Origin of the sequence: Pseudomonas tructae, assembly GCF_004214895.1 — a bacterium.
GTDB classification, from domain to species: domain Bacteria; phylum Pseudomonadota; class Gammaproteobacteria; order Pseudomonadales; family Pseudomonadaceae; genus Aquipseudomonas; species Aquipseudomonas tructae.
The window spans coordinates 2,877,937-2,903,737 of sequence record NZ_CP035952.1 but is presented as its reverse complement, the minus strand read 5'-3'; the positions used below and the strand labels follow the sequence as shown (position 1 = coordinate 2,903,737).

Below are 25,801 nucleotides of genomic sequence, written 5' to 3'. Positions count from 1 at the left end.
GATTCATGCCGCAGTTTTTCATTGACCGCCCGGTCTTCGCCTGGGTGGTCGCCTTGTTCATCCTGCTTGCCGGCGCCCTGGCCATCCCGCAACTGCCGGTGGCCCAGTACCCCGACGTAGCGCCGCCGCAGGTGGAGATCTACGCCGTGTACCCGGGCGCCTCGGCGCAGACCATCGACGACAGCGTAGTCAGCCTGATCGAAGAAGAGCTCAACGGCGCCGACAACCTGCTCTACTTCAGCTCGCAAAGCAGCCTGGGCAGCGCCACCGTCACCGCCACCTTCGAGCCGGGCACCAACCCGGACCTGGCCCAGGTCGATGTGCAGAACCGCCTGAAAGTGGTCGAGTCGCGCCTGCCGCGCCCGGTGACCCAGCAAGGCCTGCAGGTGGAGAAAGTCTCCACCGGCTTCCTGCTGATGGTGACCCTCACCGCCATGGACGGCAGCCTCGACGAAGTCACCCTGAGCGATTTTCTCGCCCGTAACGTGATGAACGAGATCCGCCGCCTCAAGGGCGTCGGCAAGGCGCAGCTGTATGGCTCGGAACGGGCCATGCGCATCTGGATCGACCCGGCCAAGCTGATCGGCTTCAACCTCACCCCCGATGACGTCAACGACGCCATTGCTGCGCAGAACGCTCAGGTGGCGCCGGGCAGCATCGGCGATCTGCCGGGCGCCGGCAGCCAGGAAATCACCGCCAACGTGGTGATCAAGGGCCAGCTCAGCACCGTCCAGGAGTTCCAGGACATCGTCCTGCGCGCCAACCCCGATGGCTCCACCGTGACCGTAGGCGATGTCGCCCGGGTGGAGATCGGCAGCCAGGAATACCAGTACGGCACGCGCCTCAACGGCAAGCCTACCAGCGCCTTCAGCGTCCAGCTGTCGCCCGGTGCCAATGCCATGGAGACCGCGACCCTGGTCCAGGCCAAGCTCGACGAGCTGTCGCGTTACCTGCCGCCGGGCGCCAAGTTCGACATCCCCTACGACACCTCGCCGTTCGTCAAGGTCTCGATCCAGCAGGTGATCACCACCCTGCTCGAAGCCATGGCCCTGGTGTTCGCGGTGATGTTCCTGTTCTTGCAGAACATCCGCTACACCCTGATCCCGACCCTGGTGGTGCCGGTGGCGCTGATGGGCACCTTCGCAGTGATGCTGTCGCTGGGTTTCTCGGTCAACGTGCTGACCCTGTTCGGCATGGTCCTGGCCATCGGTATCCTGGTCGATGACGCCATCGTCGTGGTCGAGAACGTCGAGCGGATCATGAGCGAGGAAGGCCTGGAGCCGCGCGAGGCGACGAAAAAGGCCATGAGCCAGATCAGCGGTGCGATCGTCGGCATCACCGTGGTGCTGGTCGCGGTGTTCCTGCCGATGGCCTTCATGAAAGGCTCGGTGGGGGTGATCTACCAGCAGTTCTCGGTGTCGATGGCGGTGTCGATCCTGTTCTCGGCGTTCCTCGCCCTGAGCCTGACCCCGGCCCTGTGCGCGACCTTGCTCAAGCCGATCGCCCAGGGCTCGCACCACGAAAAAACCGGCTTCTTTGGCTGGTTCAACCGCCGCTTCGAAAGCCTGACCAATGGCTACCAGCGCTGGGTGATCCAGGCGCTCAAGCGCAGCGGTCGTTACTTGCTGGTCTACCTGGTGCTGGTGGCCGGGCTGGTGTACGGCTTCAGCCAGTTGCCCTCCTCGTTCCTGCCCACCGAAGACCAGGGCTACACCATCACCGATATCCAGCTACCGCCGGGAGCCAGCCGCGCCCGCACCGAACAGGTGGCAGCGCAGATCGAGGCGCATAACGCCAGCGAACCGGGTGTGGGTAACAGCACGCTGATTCTTGGCTTCAGCTTCTCCGGCAACGGCCAGAACGCGGCCCTGGCCTTCACCACCCTCAAGGACTGGTCCGAGCGCGGTAGCGATGACAGTGCCCAGTCGATTGCCGACCGCGCCAACGCCGCCTTCAGCCAGCTCAAGGACGCCATTGCCTATTCGATTCTGCCGCCGCCGGTGGATGGCCTGGGCACCTCCAGCGGTTTCGAGTTCCGCCTGCAGGACCGTGGCGGCCTGGGCCATGCCGGGCTGATGGCCGCGCGTGACCAGTTGCTGGCCGCTGCCGAAAAGAGCCCGGTGCTGGTCAACGTGCGTGAAAGCGCCCTGGCAGAAAGCCCGCAGGTGCAGCTGGAAGTCGATCGCAAACAGGCCAACGCCCTGGGCGTGTCGTTTGCCGATATCGGCAATGTGCTCAATACCGCGGTGGGCTCGAACTACGTCAACGACTTCCCCAACCAGGGGCGCATGCAACGGGTCGTGGTACAGGCCGAAGGCGATCAGCGCAGCCAGGTCGACGACCTGCTGAAGATCCACGTGCGCAACAGCAGCGGCAAGATGGTGCCCCTGTCGGCGTTCGTCCAGGCCAAGTGGATCACCGGCCCCGTGCAACTGACCCGCTACAACGGCTACCCGGCCATTGCCGTGTCGGGCGAGCCGGCGCCGGGCTACAGCTCCGGTGAGGCGATGAACGAGGTCCAGCGCCTGGTCGACCAGTTGCCACTGGGGATGGGCCTGGAATGGACCGGTCTGTCGCTGCAGGAGCGCCTGTCCGGCGCCCAGGCACCGATCCTCATGGGCCTGTCGCTGCTGGTGGTGTTCCTTTGCCTGGCGGCGTTGTACGAGAGCTGGTCGATCCCGACCTCGGTGCTGCTGGTGGTGCCACTGGGCGTGCTGGGCGCGGTGCTTGCGGTGAGCCTGCGCGGCATGCCCAACGATGTGTTTTTCAAGGTCGGCCTGATCACCCTGATCGGTCTGTCGGCGAAGAACGCCATCCTGATCATCGAGTTCGCCAAAAGCCTGGTCGATGAGGGCCATGACCTGGTCGATGCCACCGTGCAGGCCGCACGTTTGCGCTTGCGCCCGATCGTCATGACCTCGCTGGCGTTCATCCTCGGCGTGGTACCGCTGGCCATTGCCAGCGGTGCCAGCTCGGCCAGCCAGCAAGCGATCGGCACCGGGGTTATTGGCGGCATGCTCAGCGCCACCCTGGCGGTGGTGTTCGTGCCGGTGTTCTTCGTCGTCGTGATGCGCCTGACCGGCAAGCGCCAGGCCAAGGCCCAGGCCTCTGCTCCGGTCGCCAGCGACAGCTGATCTGGACAGACCGCGGCGTGCATGGGAAGGTGATCGGCTGATACCGCCAGGAACCCTGCCCATGCCCGCCGCCGCCCCCTGCTCCATCCTCATCCTCGCCGGCGGTCGCGGCCAGCGCATGGGCGGCCAGGACAAAGGCCTGCTCTACTGGCAAGGCCAGCCGCTGGTTGCCCACATCCACGCCGTGGTGCGCCCACTAAGCGACGATTTGATCATTTCCTGCAACCGCAACCAGGAGCGCTACCGGCCCTATGCCGACCAACTGGTGGGTGATACCGAAGCGGACTTTCCCGGGCCGCTGGCCGGGGTGTTGGCGGGGCTTGCGGTGGCGCGGCATGACTGGCTGCTGGTGCTGGCCTGCGATGCGCCGTTGATCGACCAGGCACTGATCCTTGAGCTGATGAACCTGGCCAACGACCGGCAGGAACCGGCGATGATCCGTCAGGGCGGTTACTGGCAGCCGATGTTCAGCCTGATACCCTGCGCCTTGCGCGCTGACTTTCAGCAGGCCTGGGAAGAAGGCGACAGAGGGGTGCAACGGACCTTGCGCAAGCACCCGGTGCGGGCGCTGGAGTGTGCCGAGGGGGATCGGCGTTTGAGCAATTTCAATACTCCGGATTTGCTGCAACCCTGAGGGACTCATCGCGGGGCAAGCCCGCTCCCACAGATCCTGTTGGAGCGGGCTTGCCCCGCGATTTGCCAGCTAGCGCAAGCGCGACCTGATCCGGTGGCACACGTCCAGCACCTGCTCCACCTCCCCCTCGCCCAGGTCGATCTTGCAGGCCATGTTACCGAACACCTGAGCTGCCAGTGCCTTGAGCTCGCGGCCCTTGTCAGTCAGCAACAAGTTGCGCCGGCGGCGGTCGCTGGGGTCGAGATAGACGGTGAGAAAGCCGTTGTCTGCCAGGCGCTTGACGATCGGTGTCAGGGTGCCGAGGTCGAACAGGGTCAGCTCGCTCAGGGCACTCATCGAAACATCGTCCTGGCCCCATAACCCGGCCATCACCAGCAGCTGCGGGTAGGTCACCCCACGCGCCTTCAGTGGTTCGGCATAGTCGCGGACCATGGCATTGGCGGTGGAGTACAGCGAAAAACAAAGCATCCGGTCGAAATCAAAGGTTGGATCAAGCATGGGCACCTCCGCGCACGCGACTGAATTCATGCACCGCCTCGACCAGGGTCGTGACGGCCTCTGGCGAAGTTGCCGGGCAAATTCCGTGGCCCAGGTTGAACACATGACCATAACCCGGCGCCGCAGGGCCGAAGGCCTGCAAGGTGCGCTGCACTTCGCGGCGAATGCAGGCGGTATCGCCGAGCAGTACGCTGGGGTCAAGGTTACCTTGCAAGGCCACGCTGTGGCCGACCAGTTGCCGGGCCATGCCCAGGTCACAGGTCGGGTCCAGGCTCAGGGCGTCGGCGCCGCTGTCGGCCATCTGCGCAAGCCAGGGGCTACCGCCCTTGGTGTAGAGGATCGACGGCACCCGTTGGCCCTGATGGGTCTTGTGCAAGCGTGCCAGCACTTCACGCATGTAGAACAGCGAAAAGCGCTGGTAGGCGCCGTCGGCCAGCGCGCCACCCCAGGTGTCGAAGATCATCAGGGCCTGGGCACCGGACTCGATCTGCGCATTCAGGCTGGCCGCCACCGCCAGGCTTGTGACCTGGAGAATCTGCGCCAGCAACTCCGGGCGGCGGTAGAGCATGTTCTTGATCAGCTGAAAATCACCTGGCGGCCCGCCTTCGACCATGTAGCAGGCCAGGGTCCAGGGGCTGCCGGCAAAACCGATCAAGGCGGTCCTGGGGTCCAGTTCGCGACGCGCCTGGGCCACGGTCTGGTACAGATACTCCAGGGCTTGGGGCGCGGGCACGCGCAAGCGTTTGATGGCCTGTTCGTCGCGCAACGGATGGCGAAAGCGCGGAACCTCGCCGCGCCCAAAATACAGGCCCAGGCCCATGGCATCGGGCACGCTGAGGATGTCGGAGTATACGATGGCCGCATCCAGGTTGAAACGGCGCAAGGGCTGCAAGGTAGCTTCAGTGGCGTAATCGGGGTTTCTCGCCAGGCTCAGCAACGACCCGGCCCGGGCCCGCAGTTCACGGTACTCAGGCAGGTATCGCCCGGCCTGGCGCATGAGCCAGACCGGCGTGTGCGCGGTCGGCTGACGCAGCAAGGCCTTGATGAAGGTTGTAGTGTGCAAGGACAGGTAACTCGTACAGGATTCGCGAGAATCGTTGGAAAGACCGCCTATCAGTGGCGGTTGGGCACAGCTTGGGCAATCTCGCGGCGCAAAGCCTCGATGGTAGCGCGGTAATCGCTCTGGGCAAAAATCGCTGTTCCGGCGACGAACATATCGGCGCCTGCGGCGGCCACCTGGCCGATGGTCTCCAGGTTGACGCCACCGTCCACCTCAAGGCGGATCGCCCGGCCACTGTCATCGATCAGCTTGCGCGCTGCAGCAATCTTGGGCAATACCGAGTGGATGAACTTCTGCCCGCCAAAGCCCGGGTTGACCGACATCAGCAGGATCAGGTCGAGCTTGTCGAGCACGTACTGTGCAGCATCCAGGGTGCTGGCCGGGTTGAACACCAGGCCCGCCTTGCAGCCCAGGTCCTTGATCAACTGCAGCGAGCGATCCAGGTGCAGGGTGGCTTCGGGGTGGATCGAAATATAGTCGGCACCCGCCTCGGCAAAGGCCTGGATCATCCCGTCCACCGGAGTGACCATCAAGTGCACATCGATGGGCGCGGTGATGCCATGGTTGCGCAGGGCCTTGCAGAACTGCGGGCCCATGGTCAGGTTGGGCACATAGTGGTTGTCCATCACATCGACATGGATGACATCGGCACCGGCGGCCAGTACCTGCTCGGCTTCAGCGCCAAGGCGGGCGAAATCGGCGGCCAGAATCGACGGTGCAATCCAGAACTCTTTCACGGGTGTACTCCATTACTCATTGACTAATCGTTGTCGCGGCCCGGCCTCACGCTGGAGCAGCGCCGCGTTGATCTGCTCGATCAACGCCGCGCTGGGCGCTTCCAGGTGAAAATGGTGGCCGCCCTCATGCCAGTGCACCTGGGTAGCCCAGGGCAAGGCGTGTTTTCTTTTGTCGAACTGGGCACCGGCAAACAACCCCTGGCGCCCGAGCATCAGGTGCAAGGGGCAACTGATCTGGCGTAAAAAATCACAGGCCTGGCGCTCGGTCAGTTGCATGGCCTCCGGCAGCACCAGCCGTGGGTCGTGGCGCCAGCGATAACCGTCGCCAACGCTGAGCAGGTCACGCATGGCCAGCAATCGCGCCCCCTCGGCACACAGGGTACCGTCAAGGCTGTTGCGCCGTTCGTTGATGGCCGCTTCCAGGCTGTCGAACTGCGCTGTCTGCGGTGCCGAAAAGCCATGCAGGCGGGTGCGTAAAGCCAGGCGCAGCAGGCGCTGGGATTTTTTCAGGTGCTCGACAGTATCTTCTTCGGCAATGGTGAACGGCGCTCCCATGCCGTCGACAAACACCATGCTGTCGATCGACTTGTTCAGCGCCGCCAGGATCGACGCTACACCGCTGCCCATGGAATGGCCAAGCACGGAAAAACGATTCCAGCCCAGGCAATCGACCAGGGCGTTCATATCATCGGCGTGCTCCCACAGGTAATAGCCGCTGTCACCGCGACGGTGCTCGGAGCGCCCGTGCCCGGCAAGGTCCGGGGCGACCACGAAACAGTCCTCGAGCAGCGGCGCGATGCGCTCGAACGAGGCGGCGTTATCGAGCCAGCCATGCACCGCGAGCACCGGGTGGCCGTTCTCGTTGCCCCAGATCCGCAGGGCAACATGGTTGCCATTGACATCCAGCGATTGATCGCGCCCTCTGTTGACCAGGCTCATATGCACACATCCCCTATGACTGACTCACCCATCGAAGGCACCCCTCAACCGGCCACGGCCAGTTGTGCGTTGCGCGCCGTCTGTTGCAGCTGTTGCAGGTCGAACTTGCCATTGGCGGTGCGCGGCAAGGTGCCTTCGACACTGATAGACAGTGGCACCTTGTGCGCTTCCAGGCCGTGCCGGCAACGTTCGAGCAACTGCGCAGCCGTCAGGCCCACACCTTGGCCCAAGGTCACGAAGGCCCACAGCCCCTCGCCGACCGATGCATGTTCGACTCCGACCACCGCCGCCGCCTCGACACCGTCGATGGCATAGAGAAAGCTCTCGACCTCGCTGGGGCTGACTTTCATGCCCCGGGACTTGATCACATGGTCCATGCGCCCCTGGAAGTACAGGTAGCCGTCCTGGTCGAGGCTGCAGTAGTCACCGGTGTAGAGCACGCTCTCGCCCGGGTAGGGGCCGGGCTTGAGTTTCTGCGCGGTGGCCTGGGGGTTGCGCCAGTAGCCGGCCATCACCGTGGCCCCGCGAATCACCAGTTGGCCGACCTGGTGCGGCTGGTCGATACGCCGCCCTTCGTCGTCCACCAGCCACAGCTCGGTGTTGGGAATGGCGATGCCGACACTGCCCGGCTTGTCGTCGATGTCTTCGGGCGGCAAGTAGGTGCAGCGCTTGCATTCGGTCAGGCCATACATGGAAAAGATCTGCGCCTGGGGGAACAGGCCCTTCATCTGCGCGATGTGGGTCGGCTTCAGGGCCGCGCCGGTGTTGGTCACCATGCGCACCTGGGGGAAGCTGGCTTCGCGCTTGTGCGCATACTCGTGCAGCAGCATGAGCATGGTCGGCACAAACGGAATCACCGTGACCTGATACTGACGAATCTTCTTGATCAGGAAGATCGGCCAGGTGAATTCCTTTTCCAGCACCAGGGTCGCGCCCGCGCTCAGGGCCATGATCATCTGGTACAGGCCGTAGTCGAACGACAGCGGCAACGAGCACAGCACGTTGTCGCTCGCCTGGTAGCCCAGGTAAGTGTGCAGGGAATTGAGCGCCGCCAGCATGTTGCGGTGGGTGAGCATCACGCCCTTGGGCGCCCCGGTCGAACCGGAGGTGTAGATGATCGCCGCCAGATCCAGGTCAAGGTTGCCGCACGGCAGCGGAATGCCGGCGCCCTGCCCCAGCAGGCTTTCGAAGGTCTGGGTGACTGCCGAGTCGGCTTCACCGTCGAGCAGCACGATGGCCTTGAGGTAACTCAGCTCGGCGGTGCTGGACGACAGGCTGGCGAATTTTTCCGAGGTGGTGATCAGCACCGAAGCTTCGGCATCACGGATGATGTAATCGAGGCTGTCGGCCGGGGTTTCCAGGCCGACATTGACCATCACCCCGCCGGCCCGCAGCACGCCCCAGAACGCGCAGACGGTTTCGACCCGGTTGCCCAGGCACACCACCACCCGCTCCTGGCGCTGCAAGCCATTGACCTGCAGGCCTGCGGCCAAACGGCCGCTGGCATCTTCAAGCTGGGCATAGGTGTAGGTTTCATCGGCATAGATGATCGCGGCTTTGTCCGGGTGCAGGCCGTTGGGGCCCTCCAGGACCTGCTGCAAAAGGACGTCAGACGCCTTCATGCTGCACCTCGTGACGCGCCCGACGCGGCGCGCTCGGCAGACGATGGGCGTCGATGTAGCCGGCCAGACTCGCAACGGTATTGAAGTGGCCAGGGACGATGGTGTCGGGATTGACGAAGAAGCCTTCGATATCGTCTTCGAGGTTGACCAACAGCTCCATGGAGGTCAGCGAGTCCAGCCCCAGGTCATCGCGCAGGTGCGAGTCGGCGTTGATCGCCGTGCTTTCCGGCAGCTTGAGCACCACCCGCAGGATCTCGCTGAGCTGACGCTGGGTCGCGGCCTGGGCGATCGGCGTCGGCTCAGCCACCGCTGGCGCACCGCCGAGCATGGCCGCCAGCGGTACGTCGGCATGGCTGTCGCGGATGTCCAGGGCAGTCTGCCGGGCGCGGGCGAGGAACAACTGACCGTTGCTGACGATCACTTCGGCCGGGTGGCCGTGGCTGTGAAACAGGGTGGGTGATGCCGATGGGCCATAGGCGCCCGAGGCGGTGACAGCAAGGATATCGCCTTCGGCCAGGGTCTCGATCTGCAGGTCACGGGCCAACAGGTCATCGGGGCTGCAGAGCGGCCCGGAGATATGGTACTCGCGCAGCGCAGCGCCGGTGCTGCCGGTGGCATGCACGATACGAAAGTTGCGTTTGAGCACCTGGCCGCTGCCAGCGGCGGCGCCGTGGCAGTTGGTGCCGCCATCGGTGACGGCAAAGGTCTTGCCGTGGTTTTCCTTGATGTTGTCGACGGTCACCAGCAAGGCGCCGCACTTGCCGGCAATGAAGCGCCCGGACTCGACAATGATGCGGGTCTGCGGAAACTGCTGGTTGAACGCCTCGAACAGGGGCACCAGCAATTGTTTGAGCTGGCGGGTGTCGAGTTCGTTTTCGTTCTCGTAGTACTTGATGCCCAGGCCGCCGCCGACGTCGACCATGCGCATGTCCAGGTTGTAGCGCCGGCTCAGGTTGCGGTACAGGCCGAGGATGTACTTGGCATTGTCGTAGACCGACTGCGCGTCGAGGATCTTGGTCCCGTTATAAACGTGGATGCCCTTGATCTGCAGGTTAGGCAGCGCCGCGTAGTCGCCGAAGTTGGCCACTGCGGTGTCTTCCTGGATACCGAAATGGGTCGGCCGACCGCCCATCTTCCACGGCGAGCCGGAGGCAGAGAAATTCGGGTTGATGCGGATCGCCACCGGGGCCACGCAGCCGAGCTCGCCGGCCAGTGCCGACAGCTTGCGCAGCTCGGTCTCGGATTCGACGACGATGGCAAACACCCCGACTTCCAGGGCGCGCCGGTGTTCCTCGGGCTTTTTGTACGGGCCAAGGAAAATGATGTCCTGGGCATCGACCCCGGCCTTGAGGGCGATTTCCAGCTCGCCCAGCGAGCAGACCTCGGTATTGCCGCCATAAGAGCGGATCAGTTTCACCAGGGACAGGTTCGGGTTGACCTTCAGCGCATAGAAGATATCCACGCAGTCCGGCAATGCGTCGCGCAATTCGTTGAAACTGCTGCGTAGCACGGCTTCATCGTAGAGGTAAGTCGGTGTCCCGAACGTCGCTTTTGCCTGGAGGACCAGTTCCTTGGAAAGCTTCATCTGTTGCTCCCTTCGTTCTTATAGTGTGCCGCCGCTGCGCGCGTACCCCGTCCCGGTTGGAGAACACCGTTACAGGGGCGTATAGCGGGATGGCGTCAAGGTTGGTTGCGCACCACTGCCGGGTTTGAGAAGGTCCCGGCATAAAACTTTGCGCGCAAAGTTTGAGAAATTCTGCGGCCGCATTTACCGTGATGTCAAGATAATTCCACGGGGTATGGTCTGCGACACAGCGACACGTGGTTTGCCCGAATTTTCACAGCAGCACAGAGGTAAATCGCCGCACCTGATTCATAACAGCTTCGATATCAGCCAATGAATACGGGGGTTTTATCTGATCCGGTATTAACGTCTGTTTCTGAGTCTGTTTTGTATGCCAGCAGCTTTCTAGAGTCTGCGCCTGTGCCCCTGCCCCACGGCAGGGCGAGCCATACAGGAACTGTGGAAACTAGCCATGAGCACACATCAACAGGCGCAGGCCTATAACTACAAGGTGGTCCGACAATTCGTCGTCATGACGGTGGTCTGGGGGATCGTCGGCATGGCCATGGGCGTCTGGATCGCCTCGCAACTGGTCTGGCCCGAGCTCAACCTCGACCTGCCGTGGACGTCGTTCGGTCGCCTGCGCCCACTGCACACCAGCCTGGTGATTTTCGGCTTTGCCGGTAGCGCGCAATTTGCCGCCAGTTACTACGCGGTACAGCGCACCTGCCAGGTGCGGCTGTTCAGCGACAAGCTCGCCGCCTTCACCTTCTGGGGCTGGCAGGCGACCATCGTGATCATGCTGATCAGCCTGCCCCTGGGCCTGACCACCACCAAGGAATACGCCGAGATCGAATTCACCGGCGCGGTGTGGATGGCCATTGTCTGGGTCGCCTACGGCATCGTGTTCTTCGCCACCCTGATGCGCCGCAAAGCCAAGCACATCTATGTCGGCAACTGGTTCTTCGGCGCCTTCATCGTGGTGATCGCCATGCTGCACGTGGTCAACCACCTGTCGATCCCGGTGAGCTGGTTCAAGTCCTACCCGGTGTACTCCGGCGCCACCGATGCCATGGTCCAGTGGTGGTACGGCCACAACGCCGTAGGCTTCTTCCTGACCACCGGTTTTCTGGGGATGATGTACTACTTCGTGCCCAAGCAGGTCGGCCGCCCGGTGTATTCCTACCGGCTGTCGATCGTGCACTTCTGGGCGTTGATCACCCTGTACATCTGGGCCGGTCCTCACCACCTGCACTACACCGCCCTGCCCGACTGGGCGCAGTCGCTGGGCATGGCCATGTCGCTGATCCTCCTGGCGCCCAGCTGGGGCGGCATGATCAACGGCATGATGACCCTCTCCGGTGCCTGGCATAAGCTGCGCAGCGACCCGATCCTGCGCTTTCTGGTGCTGTCGCTGGCGTTCTACGGCATGTCGACCTTCGAAGGCCCGATGATGGCGATCAAGACCGTCAACGCCCTGTCCCACTACACCGACTGGACCATCGGCCACGTCCACGCTGGCGCCTTGGGCTGGGTGGCGATGATCACCTTCGGTTCGCTGTACCACATGATTCCGAAAGTGTTTGGCCGCGAGCAGATGCACAGTATCGGCATGATCAACGCGCACTTCTGGCTGGCGACCATCGGCACCGTGCTGTACATCGCCTCGATGTGGGTCAACGGCATCGCCCAGGGCCTGATGTGGCGCGCCACCAACGACGACGGCACGCTGACCTACGCCTTCGTCGAGGCGCTGGTGGCCAGCCACCCGGGCTTTATCGTGCGCTTTGTCGGTGGTGTGTGCTTCTTGAGCGGCATGCTGCTGATGGCCTACAACACCTGGCGCACCGTGCGCGTGGCCGATGAAAAACTGGCGCTGAACAACGCCAGCCTGGCCTAGGAGACACGCACATGGATGACTGGCTGTATGCACTGTATTGCCTGAGCGGCGTACTGTTCTTCTACCTGGTCACCAGCGCCTGCCTGCAGCGCCACAGCAGCGAAGTGGACGATCAGGCCAGCCTGATGCCCTTCGCTGACGATCCGGCGGTTGCCCGCCGGGTCGAGGCTGCCACCGGCAAACCGGTGCCGGCGGTGGCGCCGGATGCGGCGCTGAAGGCCTGAACGGGCCTCATCGCGGGTCAAGCCCGCTCCTACAGGCCCTGCGCTGGACCGGTGGGAGCGCGCTGTGATCGCAACCCAACCCGTGCGCAATCAACTACCACCCCTCTCCCGCTCATCGTCGAAGAACGCCTTGCGCCCATCCACCTGGCTGGAGGCCCGTGGCAGGTTGGCCGCCTCTGCCGTGGGCTTCTCGACGTACCAGTAACAGTGCCTGGCGGCGCGGGTAATGGCCACGTACGCCAGACGCAGCACCTCATCCTTTTGCGCATTGTCGAACGCCTGGGCGTCGCCGTCGCGACCCAGCCCCGCCTGGCGATAGACCTGGTTCTTGTAAGGTGAGTGGGTCAGGTACTGGCAGTCGCCGAGCATGAACACCGCGTCGGCCTGCAGGCCCTTGGCACTGTGATAGGTCAGCTGGCGCAGGCGCCGTTGCCCCGCCGGCAAACCGGCCTCGTGGTTGACCAGCGCCTGCAGGTGCTCGGCAATCGCCGCCTTGTCGCTGCTCTTGCGGTACAGCAGCATCACCGACTCACCGTTGCGGTAATGTTCCAGCAGGGTCTGGGCCAGGCTCGCCTCGTCACGCTCGAGCACCTTGACCGGCACCGGTGTCTCGGCCGCCGGGCCGCAGGCCCTGGCCTTCTTGCCGCTGATGGCCGGCGCCGACTTAACGATATGCTCGGCGGCATCGATGATGTGCTGGTGGCTACGGTAGTTGTCGGCCAACATCACCCGCGTGTTGCTCGGCGCCGGGAATTCCTTGCTGAACGCCATGAAGTACTTCGGCGAACTGCCACGCCAGCCGTAGATCGACTGCCAGTCATCGCCCACGCACAGCAACGAGGAATGCTGCGCCACCCGCCCGACCTGCATGGCCGGGCCGCGACGACGGATCTCGCGCAGGCAGGCACGCAGCCAGGAAACGATCTGCGGCGAGACATCCTGGAACTCGTCGATCATCAAGTGCGCCAGCGGCCGCAGCAGCGGGTCGGGCAACAGCTGCAGGTTTTGCGGGTTGTTCTCGCCGAACAGGGCGAACATGCGGTTGTAGCTCATGATTGGCGGCGACTGGCCGAGCAGGTGCGCCTCCAGGGCTTTCCAGTACAGGGCCAAGGCCTCGAAGAACAGCGCGTCGCTGTCACCGGCCGGGAAGCTCATGGCGCCGACCGCCTTGTTGACCTCAAGGCCGAGGTTTTCGATAAAGCCGGCGGCGCCGACAAAGGCATCCAGCAGCGGTGCTGCGCCCAGCTCGCCCTTGACCTTGTAATCAAAGCCCGGACCGGCCACCGCATCACCGGCCAGAGACGAGGTCAGGCGCTTGGCGGCTGCATAGTTTTCTAGCCAAATCACTGGCTTATCACAGAAAGCTTGAAACAGGGTGCGCTTGATCACCCACTCCGCCCACACCGGCAGCTTGGCCCCTGGGCGCTTGTACTGCTGGTTTTCCTTGGGGTCGAACCCCAGCACCACGTAAGCGTCCAGCTCGGCGATATGGCCGTGGAAATGGAAACGGCTGCTGTTGATCTCGACGGTTTCGCGGCTCGGCTCGATACCCTTGATCGGCCAGGCGCCGGCGGCAAACCACAGGTCTTCGATAGTGTCGCAGAGTTCTTCGTCGCGGCTGGCCGACAACTGGGTCACCGCCACGCGCTTTTGCACATCGGGATGATCACGGTCCAGCGCCTTGAGCTGCAGGGCTTCGCGGCGCAGGCTGGCGATCAACTCGGCAAAACGTGGGCTGCTGCCCAGCAGGTCGCGGTAACACAGGTTCAGTTGCTGGCGCTGAGCGTCATTGATACGCAAGTCGAACGGGTTGCTCTCGGCGTTGGCTTCACTGCCGCCGGGCAGTTCGCTGCCCAGGGTCTCGAACGCGCGCACCTGGCTGAAACCCGGCAGGCTGCGCACCAGGGGCAGGATGCGCGAATGGAAGGTGCGTACCAGCTCGCGGGCCTGGACCGGGCCCAGATCCACCTGCCACAAGGCAAACACCTGCAGCAGGCGGTTGATGAAGTCCTTGCGCGACTCACGGGTGAAGGTCACCACGGTCATGGCGTCCAGCTCGTAGCCCAGGTAGTGACGCAGCAGCAGGATGCGCAGCACCAGCGACGTCGACTTGCCGGCACCGGCGCCGGCCACCACACAGGTCGATGGGGTATCGCTGAAGATCATCTTCCACTGCGCCGCACTTGGCTGCGCATGGGGCGCCAGACGCTGGGCGACATCGGCCTTGAAGCGTTTTTTCAGCTCAGCACTCAGCGGTAGGCGCCAGTCGTCGAACAGGCTGTCGTCGATACCCGGCACACCATGGCCCTCGGGCCGGGTGTCGTGGATCACCAGCACCTGGCGCCCGGCCTCGTAGCCGTCGATCCGCCCTTCTTCATAGCCTTCGCGCAGGCCGTCGGCGTGGCCGGTGCGCTGACCGCTGGCATGGCCCTGGAACCACGAGTCGCGGTGTTGCGCCTGCAAACGGCTCAGGCCGCGTCCAAGCATGCGCGCCGCCAGGCGCCTGAACCACGGTAATTGCGCGGGCGCAGTCAACTCCAGGGGTAGCTTGGGACGCTCTTCAGACACACCGACTCCAACAAAATGAAAACCAGCGGCCATGTTCGCTCCATCGGTTGAAAATCACCAGCCGATTGCTTGCAGATCAGTCAATTAGGCGATGAAGCGCACAAACTACCCTAGCTATATATATCGATATATATGATCAAAATCAGTCGAAATTTACGCTTATTTTCGATCAGTGCTTGAGGGATCATTTGCCCATCCACTCACTGTCGAGGACAGCCATCATGCTGCAACTGCGCCCCTTCAACAGCCTTGGCCACGCCAATCACGGCTGGCTCGATGCCCACCACCACTTCTCGTTTGCCCAATACCATGACCCGGCGCGCATGCACTGGGGCAATCTGCGGGTCTGGAACGATGACCTGATTGCCGCCGGCAGTGGCTTCGCGCCGCATCCGCACCGCGACATGGAAATCATCACCTATGTGCGTGAAGGCGCCATCAGCCATCAGGACAACCTTGGTAACAAGGGCCGTACTGAAGCCGGTGACGTCCAAGTGATGAGTGCCGGCACCGGCATCACCCACAGTGAGTACAATCTGGAAAAGGTCGATACGCGCATCTTCCAGATCTGGATCATTCCTGAGCGTGTTGGCCAGGCGCCCTCCTGGGGAACCCGCCCCTTCCCCACGGGTAATCGCGGCGAAGGCTTCGTGACCTTGGCCAGCGGCCGTGAAGGCGATGAGGATGCCTTGCAGATCCGTGCCGATGCACGGCTGCTGGCGGCGACCTTGCGCGCCGGGGAAACCGCCGAGTACCGCTTCACAGCCGGACGCCGCGGCTACCTGGTGCCGGCCAAAGGGCTGGTTGAAGTCAACGGCTTGCGCGCCGAAGCCCGGGACGGGGTGGCGATCGAGGATGAGCAGGTGCTCAGGGTGACGGCGGTGCAGGACAGCGAGGTGGTGCTGGTCGATGTAGCGTGAACTTCATCGCGGGGCAAGCCCGCTCCCACAGGTTAGCAACTACCTGTGGGAGCGGGCTTGCCCCGCGATGCTTTCAGCGATCAGGCAATCGCCGCATCCACCAGTTCCTGGGCCTCTGCCACAAGGCGCTGCAGATGCGCTTCATCGATAAAGCTTTCGGCGTAGATTTTGTAGATATCCTCGGTACCCGACGGCCGCGCGGCGAACCAGCCGTTGGCGGTCATGACCTTGAGGCCACCAATGGCCTGGTTGTTGCCCGGCGCATGGCTGAGGATCTGCTCGATCGGCTCACCGGCAAGCGTGGTCGACTTGACCTGCTCGGGTGCCAGCTTGCTCAGCAGGGCCTTTTGCTGCGGGTTGGCCCTGGCCTCGACGCGGGTGGCAAACGGCTCGCCCAGCTTGGCAGTCAGCTCGGCATAGGCCTGGCTCGGATCACGACCAGTGCGGGCGGTGATTTCCGCCGCCAGCAGCGCCGGAATCAGGCCGTCCTTGTCGGTGGTCCAGACGCTGCCGTCCTTGCGCAGGAACGACGCACCGGCACTTTCCTCGCCACCAAAGCCCAGAGAGCCATCGAACAGGCCGTCGGCGAAGAACTTGAAGCCCACCGGCACCTCATACAGACGCCGCCCCAGAGCCGCCGTCACCCGGTCGATCAGGCCGCTGCTGACCACCGTCTTGCCCACGGCGGCATCGCTGCGCCACTGTGGGCGGTGTTGGTACAGATAGTCGATGGCCACTGCCAGGTAGTTGTTCGGTGCCAACAGGCCATTCGGGGTGACGATACCGTGACGGTCGTGGTCCGGATCGCAGGCAAAGGCCACGTCAAAACGCTCGCGCAGGCCGATCAGGCCCTGCATGGCGTAGGGCGAGGATGGGTCCATGCGGATCTGCCCGTCCCAGTCGACCGACATGAAGCGGAAGGTCGGGTCGACCTCGGTGTTGACCACTTCCAGGTTCAGCTTGTAGTGCTTGGCAATCGCCGACCAGTAACGCACCCCTGCCCCGCCCAGCGGATCGACGCCCAGGCGCAGGTTGGCGCTGCGGATAACGTCGAAGTCGATGACGTTTTCCAGGTCGGCAACATAGTTGCCCAGGTAGTCATGCCGGTGGGTGGTGCTGGCCGCCAGCGCCTGCTCATGGGCAATCTGTTTGACACCATCAAGGCCCGCCGCCAGCAGTTCGTTGGCCTTGGCCTCGATCCACTTGGTGACGTCGCTGTCGGCAGGGCCGCCGTTGGGCGGGTTGTACTTGAAGCCACCGCTTTGCGGCGGGTTGTGCGACGGGGTGATGACGATGCCGTCGGCCAGGCCGCTGCTGCGCCCGCGGTTGTAGCAGATGATGGCGTGGGACACTGCCGGGGTCGGGGTGTACTCGTCATCCTTGGACAGCATCACCTCAATACCGTTGGCCGCCAGCACCTGCAGGGCGCTGGCCGCTGCGGGGGTCGACAGCGCGTGGGTGTCGGCGCCGATGAACAACGGGCCATTGATACCCTTGCTCTGGCGGTACAGGCAGATGGCCTGGGTGATGGCCAGCACGTGGTGCTCGTTGAAGCTCAGGTCCAGGGAGCTGCCGCGGTGCCCGGAGGTGCCGAAGGCAACGCGCTGGGTGGCAATGCTGGCGTCAGGCTGGCCAGTGTAATAGGCGGTCAACAATTTCGGGATATCCACCAGCACGGAGGCCGGGGCCAGTTTGCCCGCCAAAGGACTGAGCTTCATGCAAAACCTCAAAAAAGGATGTTCGGGGTGATAAAAGCACGCAGTTTACTGGCAGTTTGACCAGCAAGCGACCGCCGCTATCCCCAACGCCGTGATTATTTCTGCTGCGGCGCCCACCAGGCCGGAAACATGCGCTGTACACGGGCCTCGGCAAAACGCTCATCGATCAGCAACAGCGTGCCCCGGTCCTGGGTACCACGGATCACCCGGCCTGCCGCCTGGATGACTTTCTGCACCCCGGGATACAGGTAGGTGTAGTCGAAACCTGCGCTGAACAGCCTGGCCATGCGCAGCTTGATCTGCTCGTTGACCGGGTTGACCTGGGGCAGCCCGAGGGTGGCGACAAAGGCACCGATCAAGCGCGTGCCGGGCAAGTCGATACCCTCGGCAAAGGCGCCGCCGAGCACGGCAAAACCCACGCCCTGCCCGTTGGCAACGAATCGTTCAAGAAAGCCCTGACGCTGACTTTCATCCATGCCTGGCGCCTGACGCCATTGCTCAATAGCCGGATAACGCGATTCCAACAGGTTCGAGACCTGTTGCAGGTATTCAAAGCTGCTGAAGAACGCCAGGTAGTTGCCCGGCACGCGGCCAAATTGCTCGGCAATCAGCTCGACAATCGGTGCCAGGGACGCTTCGCGATGCTGGTAACGGGTCGAGACACTGCTGACCAGCCGCACTTGCAGTTGCTCGGCGGCAAAAGGCGACGCGACCTCAAGCCACGCCGTGTCGGCTGGCATACCCAGCAGGTCGGTATAGTAGCGTTGCGGGCTGAGGGTGGCGGAGAACAGCGTGACACTGCGCGCGGCGCTCATGCGCGGGCCGATCAGCGCCGCCGGCACCACATTGCGCAGGCACAGGGTCGACAAGGCCCGCTTGCCCGGGCCCGGGCGTGTGCTGATATCGAACAGAAAATGCTCATCGAACAGGTCGCTGACCCGGATGAACTGCAATGCCTGAAAGAAGAACTGCAACACCGCAGGATCAATGCCGGTCGGCGCCTGGTTGAGCTGCTCCTGGATCACAGAAACACAGTGCTGAAGGGCCTTGAGCAGGGCTTCAGGCAAACCTTCGACCACCCGGTACGGCGCAATTTGATCTTTGTGCAGGGCGTTCCACTGGCGGTTCAGGCGCTCCAGGGCGCTGACCAGGCCCGCCGGCTTGAGCTTGCGCAAGGCCAGCAACTGGCCCTGGTCGAGGCTTGCGCTGTACATCTGCCGGGCCCGCTCGACCAGGTTGTGAGCTTCGTCCACCAGCACGGCCAGGCGCCACTGGTTGGCCTGGGCCAGGCCATAGAGCAAGGCGCTCTGATCAAAGTAGTAGTTGTAGTCGGCCACCAGCACATCGACCCAACGGGCCATTTCCTGGCCCAGGTAATACGGGCAGACCTGATGGGCCAGAGCCACTTCGCGCAAGGCGGCCTTGTCGAGCACTGCCATCGCCTGGGCGGACTGGCGTGCTGCGGGCAGTCGGTCGTAAAAGCCCTTGGCCAGCGGACAGGCGTCGCCATGACAGGCCGTGCCCGGGTATTCACAGGACTTGTCACGGGCAACCAGTTCCAGGCTGCGCAGCGCGCCCTGGGTGCCCGTGGCCATCACCTGCTGCAGCGCCTCCAGGGCCAGGGCACGCCCAGGGGTCTTGGCGCTCAGGAAGAAAATCTTGTCCAGTTGCTGTGGGACTATGGCCTTGAGCAGCGGGAACAGGGTACCGAGGGTCTTGCCGATGCCGGTGGTGGCCTGGGCCATCAGGCAACGCCCGGTGCTGACCGCCTTGTACACGGTTTCGGCCAGCTCGCGCTGGCCCTGGCGAAACTGCCCATGGGGGAATGCCAGGGCCTGTAAACCCTGGTCACGCAAGGCCTGGCGCTGCAACTGCTGCTCGGCCCAGAGCAGAAAGAGTGCGCATTGCGTATTGAAAAACTGCTCCAGCGCCTCGGCGCTCCAACGCGCTTCAATCAGCGTCTGTTCGTCGTTGTCGACATTCAGGTAGACCAGCGCCAGGCGCAGGTGCGAAAGCTTGCGCTGCTGGCACAGCAACCAGCCGTACACCTGGGCCTGGGCCCAATGCAGCTGGCGATGGTTGGCGGGCTGGCGGGCCAGGTCGCCACGGTAGGTCTTGATTTCTTCCAGGCGATTGAGCTGCGGATCATAGCCATCGGCGCGGCCACGCACCTGCAGCGTGGCGTAATGCCCCTCCAGGCTGACTTCCGTTTCATAACCCTCGCCGCGCCCGGCCATGACCCGTCGATGGCCGCTGATGCCCTCCTGGGCGGTGGGCGACGGGGTGAAACGCAGGTCCAGATCACCGACCTTGGCGCTGAACTCGCACAACGCCCGAACCGCCACGCTGTAGTTCATGTTGACCACTGCACATGGCAGACGTCGACCGGCAGGCCGTGTTCGGCGCAGAATTCGATCCAGCGCAGCTGGCTGTCTTGCAGACGGTCGCCCGGGCCCTTGACTTCGATCATGCGGTAGCGCTGCTGCTCAGGCCAGAACTGGATCAGGTCGGGCATGCCTGAACGGTTGCCCTGCAGATCCTCGAGCAGGCGTTCAAAGCAGCGTTTCAGGTGCGCTGCCGGTAGGCAAGCCAGGGCCTGCTCAAGCAGCGTTTCGCTGAGCACCTGCCAGTAAACGAAAGGTGATTGCAGGCCCTGCTTGCTGAGGAAATGACTGCGTATGGTCTGCCGGTAGCGCCCATCATCCAGTTGCCCGAGGCACTGCGCGAACAGCTCACGTCGGCGCGGGTGAAACTCGGCGTCGTGCAGGTCCTGTGGCGCACTCTGGAACGGGTGGAAGAAGGCGCCGGGCAACGGCGCAAATATCGCTTCCCAGCACAGCAGGCCGAACAGGCTGTTGAACAGCGTGTTCTCGACATAGTGCACATGCCCGCCGTCCTGCTCCAGGTGCTGCTGCACCGCCTGCTCCACCCCCATGGCCGCCCATTGTGCAGGCAGCGTCAGGTCGATCAGGCTGACCTTGGGCTTGGCCCGCCGTGGCTGCGGCGGGCCGCCGAGCTTGCGCTGCAATCGCGGCAAGATCCGCGCCAGGGCCTGCACCTCGACTGCGTTGGCCGGTTGAAGGGCCACTTGCGAGGCCAGCGCGAAGGCCGCCGGCCATTGCTCGCTGCGTTCGAGCACACGAATGTGGCGAATCCGTGCTTGCGGGTGCTGGCTGCGCGGGTAGATGCGCAGCGCCAATGGCCAGTCCGCCAGGCGCTCGCTGTGCTGGCCGAGCTGGTACAGAAGGCGTGAACGCCGCCGCTGCAGCCAGGGGTTGTCGCTGTCCAGGGCTTGGACCTGAGCCACCACCTGTTCCAGGGCAGCGCCCTGTTCAAGCCATTCGCCGCACTGATGCAGAGCCAACGCCACATCGATGTCGGAGCGCTGGCGCAGCGCCCGGGAATCGTCGCTGAAGGCCACCTGTTCATAGCGCATCAGGCCAAGGTCGGCCAGCACGAACTCTGACCAGTCCTGATACAAGTTGCCGAAAAACAACAACCGCAGGCGGTCGCACAGTGCCTGCAAGCGCAACTCGATAACCGGCTCGGCAAAACCCGGCAGCCATTCATGCAAAGGCCGAGGCGGCAACTCAAGGGCCTGCAACTGCGCCAGCAACTCGCTTTTGGTGGCCCGTGGGCGGCTCAGCAACGGGCCAAAACCTGTGGCCAGCTCATCCTTGCGCAGCAGGTCAAACAATTGCTCAAGGCTCAGCGGGCTGTCATCCACGACCCAGCCCATGGCCAGGAGCGGCTCAAGCGCCGCCCGGGGTGAGCCGATTTCGGCATACACCAGCTTGCTCGGGCGAAACAGCAGACCCTTGCGCATCACCATACGCACCAGCAAGGCCTGCGCAGCCCGGGGCTGCTGGCGGAACTGCTGAATGAACGCCCGCTCTTGCGCGTCGAGCAGGTCGGCGTAGCGCAGCTCGATCCAGCCAAGCACTTGCTGGAAGTTGTGCAGGTAATAGAACGGCTCGTCGACGGAATGGGCGATCACGGGTTTATAGGCGCTAGCAACAGGAGTACTGGTTATACATACAGAGACGCCATCCTGGCAACCTGTGGGCGACCAACGTACCCTGCGAGCCTGCCACCTGACATCAAGGAACCTCGATGCGCATTCTGTTGCTCTGCCTGATCGGCCTGCTGGCGGCCTGCCAATCCCATCAGGTACTGCCACCACCGGCGCCGATTGCGCCGCAAGGGCGCGATCACCCGGACCTTGGTGTGATCCGCGACTTGGCCAGCGGCCGCAGCCTCACCCCGCAGCAATTGGTCGAGCGCCTGGCCGGGGTACCCAGGGTGCTGGTCGGCGAGCAGCATGACAACCCCGACCACCATGCCGTGCAACTGTGGCTACTGCGCGAACTGGCAAAGCAACGTCCGCAAGGCAGCCTGCTGATGGAAATGCTCACCCCGGACCAGCAGCCAAGGATCGATGCGCTGCACGCCGAAATTGCCGGCGGTGCGCCTGCGAACGACCTGATCCAGGCGCTGGCCTGGCAACCCGGCTGGGACTGGAGCCTGTACGGGCCGCTGGTGACCTATGCGCTACGCCAGCCCTACCCGCTCCTGGCGGCCAACCTTGAACGGGCGCAAATCATGCAAATCTACACCCAGCGCCCAGTGCTTGAAGGCAAGGCCTCGACCACCCGCCAGGTACAAAGCACCTTGCTCGACGATATCCGCCAGTCCCATTGCGGCCTGCTGCCCGAAGCGCAAATGCCGGCAATGCTGGCAGTGCAGCAGCAACGCGACCGGCACATGGCCGAACGCCTGCTGGCCGCGCAGGGCCCTGTCCTGTTGCTGGCCGGGGCCTTTCATGTGCGCAAGGACCTCGGGGTGCCCCTGCACCTGGACGACCTGGGCTCGGCGCAGGGTAACGCCGTATTGATTCTGGCCGAGGTCGGCAAAACCGTGACTGCCGAGCGTGCGGATTTCGTCTGGTACACCGCCGCGCAAGCGGAGCAGGATTACTGCGCCAGCTTGCGCCGCTAGACGACTCTCCGGTCAACGAACCTGCAGGGTACGGCGCAGCTCATCACTGAGCAGACTCAAACCGTACTGCAGGTCATCCTGTTGCCCCGCAGGCCAGCCAAGGCGCAGGTGCTGGTGAAAGTCGCCGCGCAGGCTGAACAGCTCGCCCGGGGCAATCACCAGGCCCTGCTGCAACAAGCGATGGAACAGTGGCCGGGTGTCCATCGGAGCACGCACCCGCGCCCAGATGCAGCTACCCCCTGCGGGCATCTGGAACGCCAGCTGACTACCCAGTTGCAACTGCATCAGCTGGTACAGGTGGCTCAGGCGCTCTTGCAAATACTCGCGTAGCTGCTGCAGGTGCAGGTCGATGCGGCCCTTGCTGTACAGCCGCGCTACTGCCTGCTGGCGCAAGGGTGGCAAGGCAAAGCCACGCAACAGGAACTCGCGGTGCAAAGGCCCGTGCCAGTGCCGGGAAAGCAGGTAGGCATAGGGCGCTTCGGCACCGATGCTGCGCTCCAGAGAAGAAAACACCATCACCCGCCGAGGGTCAACCAGCTCACGCAAGCAGGGCGCAGGCGTCGCGTGCACACACAAGTCGGCATCCTGGTCGTTTTCCAGCAGCCACACCCCGTGCCGGTTCAGCAGCCGGGCCACGGCCTGGCGACACGCCTCGGGCATCAGGCTGCCATGGGGGACGCTCAAGCGTGAGGCGAGCATGGCCAGGCGCACCGGCTCGGTTGCCAGCAACTGGGCAAAACGCGCAAGGTCCAGGCCACCGTCAGCCGCCAACGGCATTTCGATGACCCGCAGGCGCGCCGCCTGGAACACCCGCAACAGCCGCCAGGAACAAGGCGTGACGACCAGCACGGCGCTGTCGCGCAGGTCCAGGGCGGCCAGGGTAGTCTCCAGCAGCGCTCGCACATCCGGCGCCAGGTAGACATCCTCGGCGCTCCAGTACAGCTGCGCCGAGCGGGTGTAGCGCGCCGCCAGCACGGTGCGCAGCTCCAGCTCGCCACAGGGCTGGGGGGCACCGGCAAAGCGCGGGTACTGGCGCAGCAACTGGCGTTCGATACCCAGCAGCGAGGCTTCCAGCGATTTCAGGGTTTGCGCCTGCCCGCCACTAAGCACCAGCATCCGCGTCGATCGGGCATGCTGCTGCAGGTCCTGGAGCAGATCGTCGCCACTGCTCGGCGCAACCTGAGTGGGCGGCACCTTGGCGAAGTACCCGGACTTGGGCACCGGCTGCACCCGCCCTTCATGCTCAAGCATCGAGTAGGCGCATTGCACGGTGGAGATCGACACGTCCAGGCGCTCGGCAAGGTCGCGCAATGACGGCAGCCTGCTGTAGCTGCCCGGTGCCATCTGCTCGATCAGCTCGCCCAGGTAGCGATACACCGTCCGATAGGCAAACTCGCCGTTGTGCCTGGCTTTCATTTGCGCGTGCCAGGCTGGCCGGCCTTGAGCCAGGCCCATGCCGTGGCGGGCAGACGCAGTTGTCGCAAATCTGCCCCGCGACGCTGAATTTGCGCCAGCAACGAGCGGGGCCTAGCGCAAGCTTGCGGCTCGCGCTGGTAGAGCATCTGCAGCAGCGGCAGACTCAAGCCGCTGATGTCGAGCATCCATTGCACCACCGGCTCAGGGGCCGGCAGTTGCTGCAAAGCCTTGTGCATGTACGGCAAAGCCACCAGCATGCCGGGATGGCAGCGGCGCAGGAACACCTCAAGGCGCAGGCCGCGCGAGACAAAAGGCGCGAACAATTTGCACACCAGTTGCGCTTCACTCAGGCCATAGGCCTGCGAAGCAACGTCGTTGGCCTGGGCACGGCGCTGCTGCACTTGTTCGCTGCTCTGCCAGCGCCCCAGCGAGCGATTTTGCACGGCCCGCGGCAGGCCATGGCTTTGCATCTGCAGGCGCGCGCGCCGCAAATAGGCATCAACGCCCTCGCGGTACTCGCTGTCTTCGATGAACTGCGCGTGCAACCCGCTCAGGTGCGCCAGCAGCAGCGGGTTGGCTGTGCCCGAACGGTCACCGGCAAAATACTGCTCGTCGAACCGACAACCGAGGAAACGGTTCAAACGTTCATCGTGGGGCACATCGGGATCGTGAACCAGATCGTCAATGGTGATGAAGCGCATCGCTGGCGCACAGTAATCATCGGCCAGCGCCGACGTGACGGTGCGGGTCTGGCCGAACAACTGTTCCAGATAACGCTGGCGCAACTCGCTCATGCCCGCGCACAGCGAGGCGGCACAACTGTGGATAGGACGGATGCTGAGCAAGTCTTCTTCACGCAGGGCGCGCCGGCTCCAGGCCAGGTAACGCCTGCGCTCGGACAGTGGCTGGGCACTGATGAGGGCATCGATGCCGCCGCGCCAGCCCAGAGCCTGCCGACACAACTCGGCCAGACGCAAGTAGCCATGGCTACCGAAGCCGGCACGCGGCAGCCCTGCCAGCAAGTGCCCAAACAGTAGCAACTCGTTGCGTTCGGCCTGCTGCTGGCTGGCGGATGCCGAGTGCCGGCTGTCGAAAGTCCGCAATTGCTGGTCATTGAGCATCAGCAGTTCGATCCGCGGGTCATCGTGCAGAAATAACGCCGAGAAGCTCTGTTCGATGTTGCGTAGCGCCGTGGTACTCATGCCTGGCTGGCGCACTACGGCGATGCGCAGCTGAAAGGTGCCGGGTGAGCGCGCCGCGATACTCAACTGCGCCGCCCGCAGGCAAGCCAGCGCATGGCTGGAGGTCTGACTGCCATCATGGGCAGCCATCAGCTTGAAACCGGCAATGCGCTCAATGCCGCCAGCAGCAACGATCAGGCGTTGAATCAATAACTGCAAGGACGCCCGCTGCGCTTGCGACAAGTGTTCGAGCAAACGCTGGAGCACTTGCTGATAGATATACTGCATGGCTTGGTCGTGAATAATGCCCATAACGCGCACCTAATTTCCAGAAACGGCAAGCTGATAAAAGCTCTTCTATTTAAGAACTTTCAACCAACAAAGGAGGACGAAAGAATCTCCAATTAAAGAAACATCCTACAATCTCTTAGGAGTGCATCTTGTGAGACCTCTGCCCATGAAGCACCTGTCCTCCTCCGGCACCGCTCCACATCGCCTTGCACCTGACATACGACCTTTCATGCCTCGCTCCTTGAGACGACAGTTGACGAACTATTATCGGGTGCTGCCTGACGAATAACAGATACAGATTTATGTAAAAAAACCATTCAGACTCGACATGGCCGAGGTCATTGATCAGACAATCAATTGTTATTCTTCCTCACGAACAAACATAACGCACAGGCAC

The 25,801-nt window shown here is 63.5% G+C and carries 18 protein-coding genes; 6 read left to right on the top strand and 12 right to left on the bottom strand.

Annotation, left to right across the window (positions count from 1 at the left end; genetic code table 11):
- Nucleotides 1-5: 5 nt before the first annotated feature.
- Together EXN22_RS13325 and mobA are read left to right on the top strand one after the other, a co-directional pair.
- Entirely contained in the window at nt 6-3,134 is a 3,129-nt protein-coding gene (locus EXN22_RS13325) for an efflux RND transporter permease subunit (RefSeq protein ID WP_130264493.1), read from the top strand.
- Between the two features lie 61 nt (nt 3,135-3,195).
- Nucleotides 3,196-3,768, top strand: coding sequence for a molybdenum cofactor guanylyltransferase MobA (gene mobA, locus EXN22_RS13320; RefSeq protein ID WP_130264492.1), 573 nt, complete (start codon nt 3,196-3,198; stop codon nt 3,766-3,768).
- A gap of 69 nt (nt 3,769-3,837) precedes the next feature.
- Here the strand turns inward: mobA and EXN22_RS13315 are convergent, their stop codons facing one another.
- The 6 genes from EXN22_RS13315 to EXN22_RS13290 form a co-directional block, all read right to left on the bottom strand.
- Entirely contained in the window at nt 3,838-4,266 is a 429-nt protein-coding gene (locus EXN22_RS13315) for a MarR family winged helix-turn-helix transcriptional regulator (protein ID WP_130264491.1), read from the bottom strand.
- Nucleotides 4,259-5,263 (bottom strand): uroporphyrinogen decarboxylase, encoded by a 1,005-nt coding sequence (gene hemE, locus EXN22_RS13310; RefSeq protein ID WP_407691971.1) that lies wholly within the window; start codon nt 5,261-5,263, stop codon nt 4,259-4,261. Before hemE ends, EXN22_RS13315 begins: the two co-directional genes overlap by 8 nt.
- A gap of 116 nt (nt 5,264-5,379) precedes the next feature.
- Nucleotides 5,380-6,063, bottom strand: a complete 684-nt coding sequence (gene rpe / locus EXN22_RS13305; protein ID WP_130264489.1) for a ribulose-phosphate 3-epimerase — start codon at nt 6,061-6,063, stop codon at nt 5,380-5,382.
- A gap of 12 nt (nt 6,064-6,075) precedes the next feature.
- Nucleotides 6,076-7,002 (bottom strand): alpha/beta fold hydrolase, encoded by a 927-nt coding sequence (locus EXN22_RS13300; RefSeq protein WP_130264488.1) that lies wholly within the window; start codon nt 7,000-7,002, stop codon nt 6,076-6,078.
- Between the two features lie 44 nt (nt 7,003-7,046).
- Nucleotides 7,047-8,624, bottom strand: coding sequence for a class I adenylate-forming enzyme family protein (locus EXN22_RS13295; protein ID WP_130264487.1), 1,578 nt, complete (start codon nt 8,622-8,624; stop codon nt 7,047-7,049).
- Entirely contained in the window at nt 8,611-10,209 is a 1,599-nt protein-coding gene (locus tag EXN22_RS13290; RefSeq protein WP_130264486.1) for a phosphopantetheine-binding protein, read from the bottom strand. Before EXN22_RS13290 ends, EXN22_RS13295 begins: the two co-directional genes overlap by 14 nt.
- A gap of 451 nt (nt 10,210-10,660) precedes the next feature.
- Here EXN22_RS13290 and ccoN point away from each other — a divergent pair, with 451 nt between their 5' ends.
- Nucleotides 10,661-12,088: a cytochrome-c oxidase, cbb3-type subunit I gene (ccoN, locus tag EXN22_RS13285; protein ID WP_130264485.1), complete on the top strand. Its 1,428-nt coding sequence runs from the start codon at nt 10,661-10,663 to the stop codon at nt 12,086-12,088.
- Between the two features lie 11 nt (nt 12,089-12,099).
- On the top strand, nt 12,100-12,312 hold the full coding sequence (locus EXN22_RS13280; protein ID WP_233281619.1) for a cbb3-type cytochrome c oxidase subunit 3: 213 nt from the start codon (nt 12,100-12,102) through the stop codon (nt 12,310-12,312).
- A gap of 90 nt (nt 12,313-12,402) precedes the next feature.
- Here EXN22_RS13280 and EXN22_RS13275 read toward each other — a convergent pair whose 3' ends face one another.
- Nucleotides 12,403-14,913, bottom strand: a complete 2,511-nt coding sequence (locus tag EXN22_RS13275; protein WP_130264484.1) for a UvrD-helicase domain-containing protein — start codon at nt 14,911-14,913, stop codon at nt 12,403-12,405.
- A gap of 188 nt (nt 14,914-15,101) precedes the next feature.
- Between EXN22_RS13275 and EXN22_RS13270 the strand changes: the two genes are divergently transcribed.
- Entirely contained in the window at nt 15,102-15,800 is a 699-nt protein-coding gene (locus tag EXN22_RS13270) for a pirin family protein (RefSeq protein ID WP_130264483.1), read from the top strand.
- Nucleotides 15,801-15,880: 80 nt separating this feature from the next.
- Here the strand turns inward: EXN22_RS13270 and pgm are convergent, their stop codons facing one another.
- The 3 genes from pgm to EXN22_RS13255 all read right to left on the bottom strand — a co-directional run bounded on the left by pgm (nt 15,881) and on the right by EXN22_RS13255 (nt 21,515).
- Nucleotides 15,881-17,518, bottom strand: coding sequence for a phosphoglucomutase (alpha-D-glucose-1,6-bisphosphate-dependent) (gene pgm / locus EXN22_RS13265; protein ID WP_130264482.1), 1,638 nt, complete (start codon nt 17,516-17,518; stop codon nt 15,881-15,883).
- Between the two features lie 95 nt (nt 17,519-17,613).
- The gene (locus EXN22_RS13260) at nt 17,614-19,875 is read right to left on the bottom strand and encodes an ATP-dependent DNA helicase (protein ID WP_130264481.1); all 2,262 of its coding nucleotides are present in this window, start codon (nt 19,873-19,875) and stop codon (nt 17,614-17,616) included.
- Complete coding sequence (locus EXN22_RS13255; RefSeq protein ID WP_130264480.1) at nt 19,872-21,515, bottom strand: VRR-NUC domain-containing protein; 1,644 nt, start codon at nt 21,513-21,515, stop codon at nt 19,872-19,874. Before EXN22_RS13255 ends, EXN22_RS13260 begins: the two co-directional genes overlap by 4 nt.
- Nucleotides 21,516-21,631: 116 nt before the next feature.
- Here EXN22_RS13255 and EXN22_RS13250 point away from each other — a divergent pair, with 116 nt between their 5' ends.
- A complete protein-coding gene (locus EXN22_RS13250) occupies nt 21,632-22,516 on the top strand; it encodes a ChaN family lipoprotein (protein ID WP_130264479.1) in 885 nt (294 codons plus the stop codon).
- Nucleotides 22,517-22,528: 12 nt separating this feature from the next.
- Here the strand turns inward: EXN22_RS13250 and EXN22_RS13245 are convergent, their stop codons facing one another.
- Nucleotides 22,529-23,932, bottom strand: coding sequence for an aminotransferase-like domain-containing protein (locus tag EXN22_RS13245; protein ID WP_130264478.1), 1,404 nt, complete (start codon nt 23,930-23,932; stop codon nt 22,529-22,531).
- A complete protein-coding gene (locus EXN22_RS13240) occupies nt 23,929-25,401 on the bottom strand; it encodes a hypothetical protein (RefSeq protein WP_130264477.1) in 1,473 nt (490 codons plus the stop codon). The genes EXN22_RS13245 and EXN22_RS13240 overlap by 4 nt, the downstream gene beginning before the upstream one ends.
- Nucleotides 25,402-25,801: the final 400 nt, after the last annotated feature.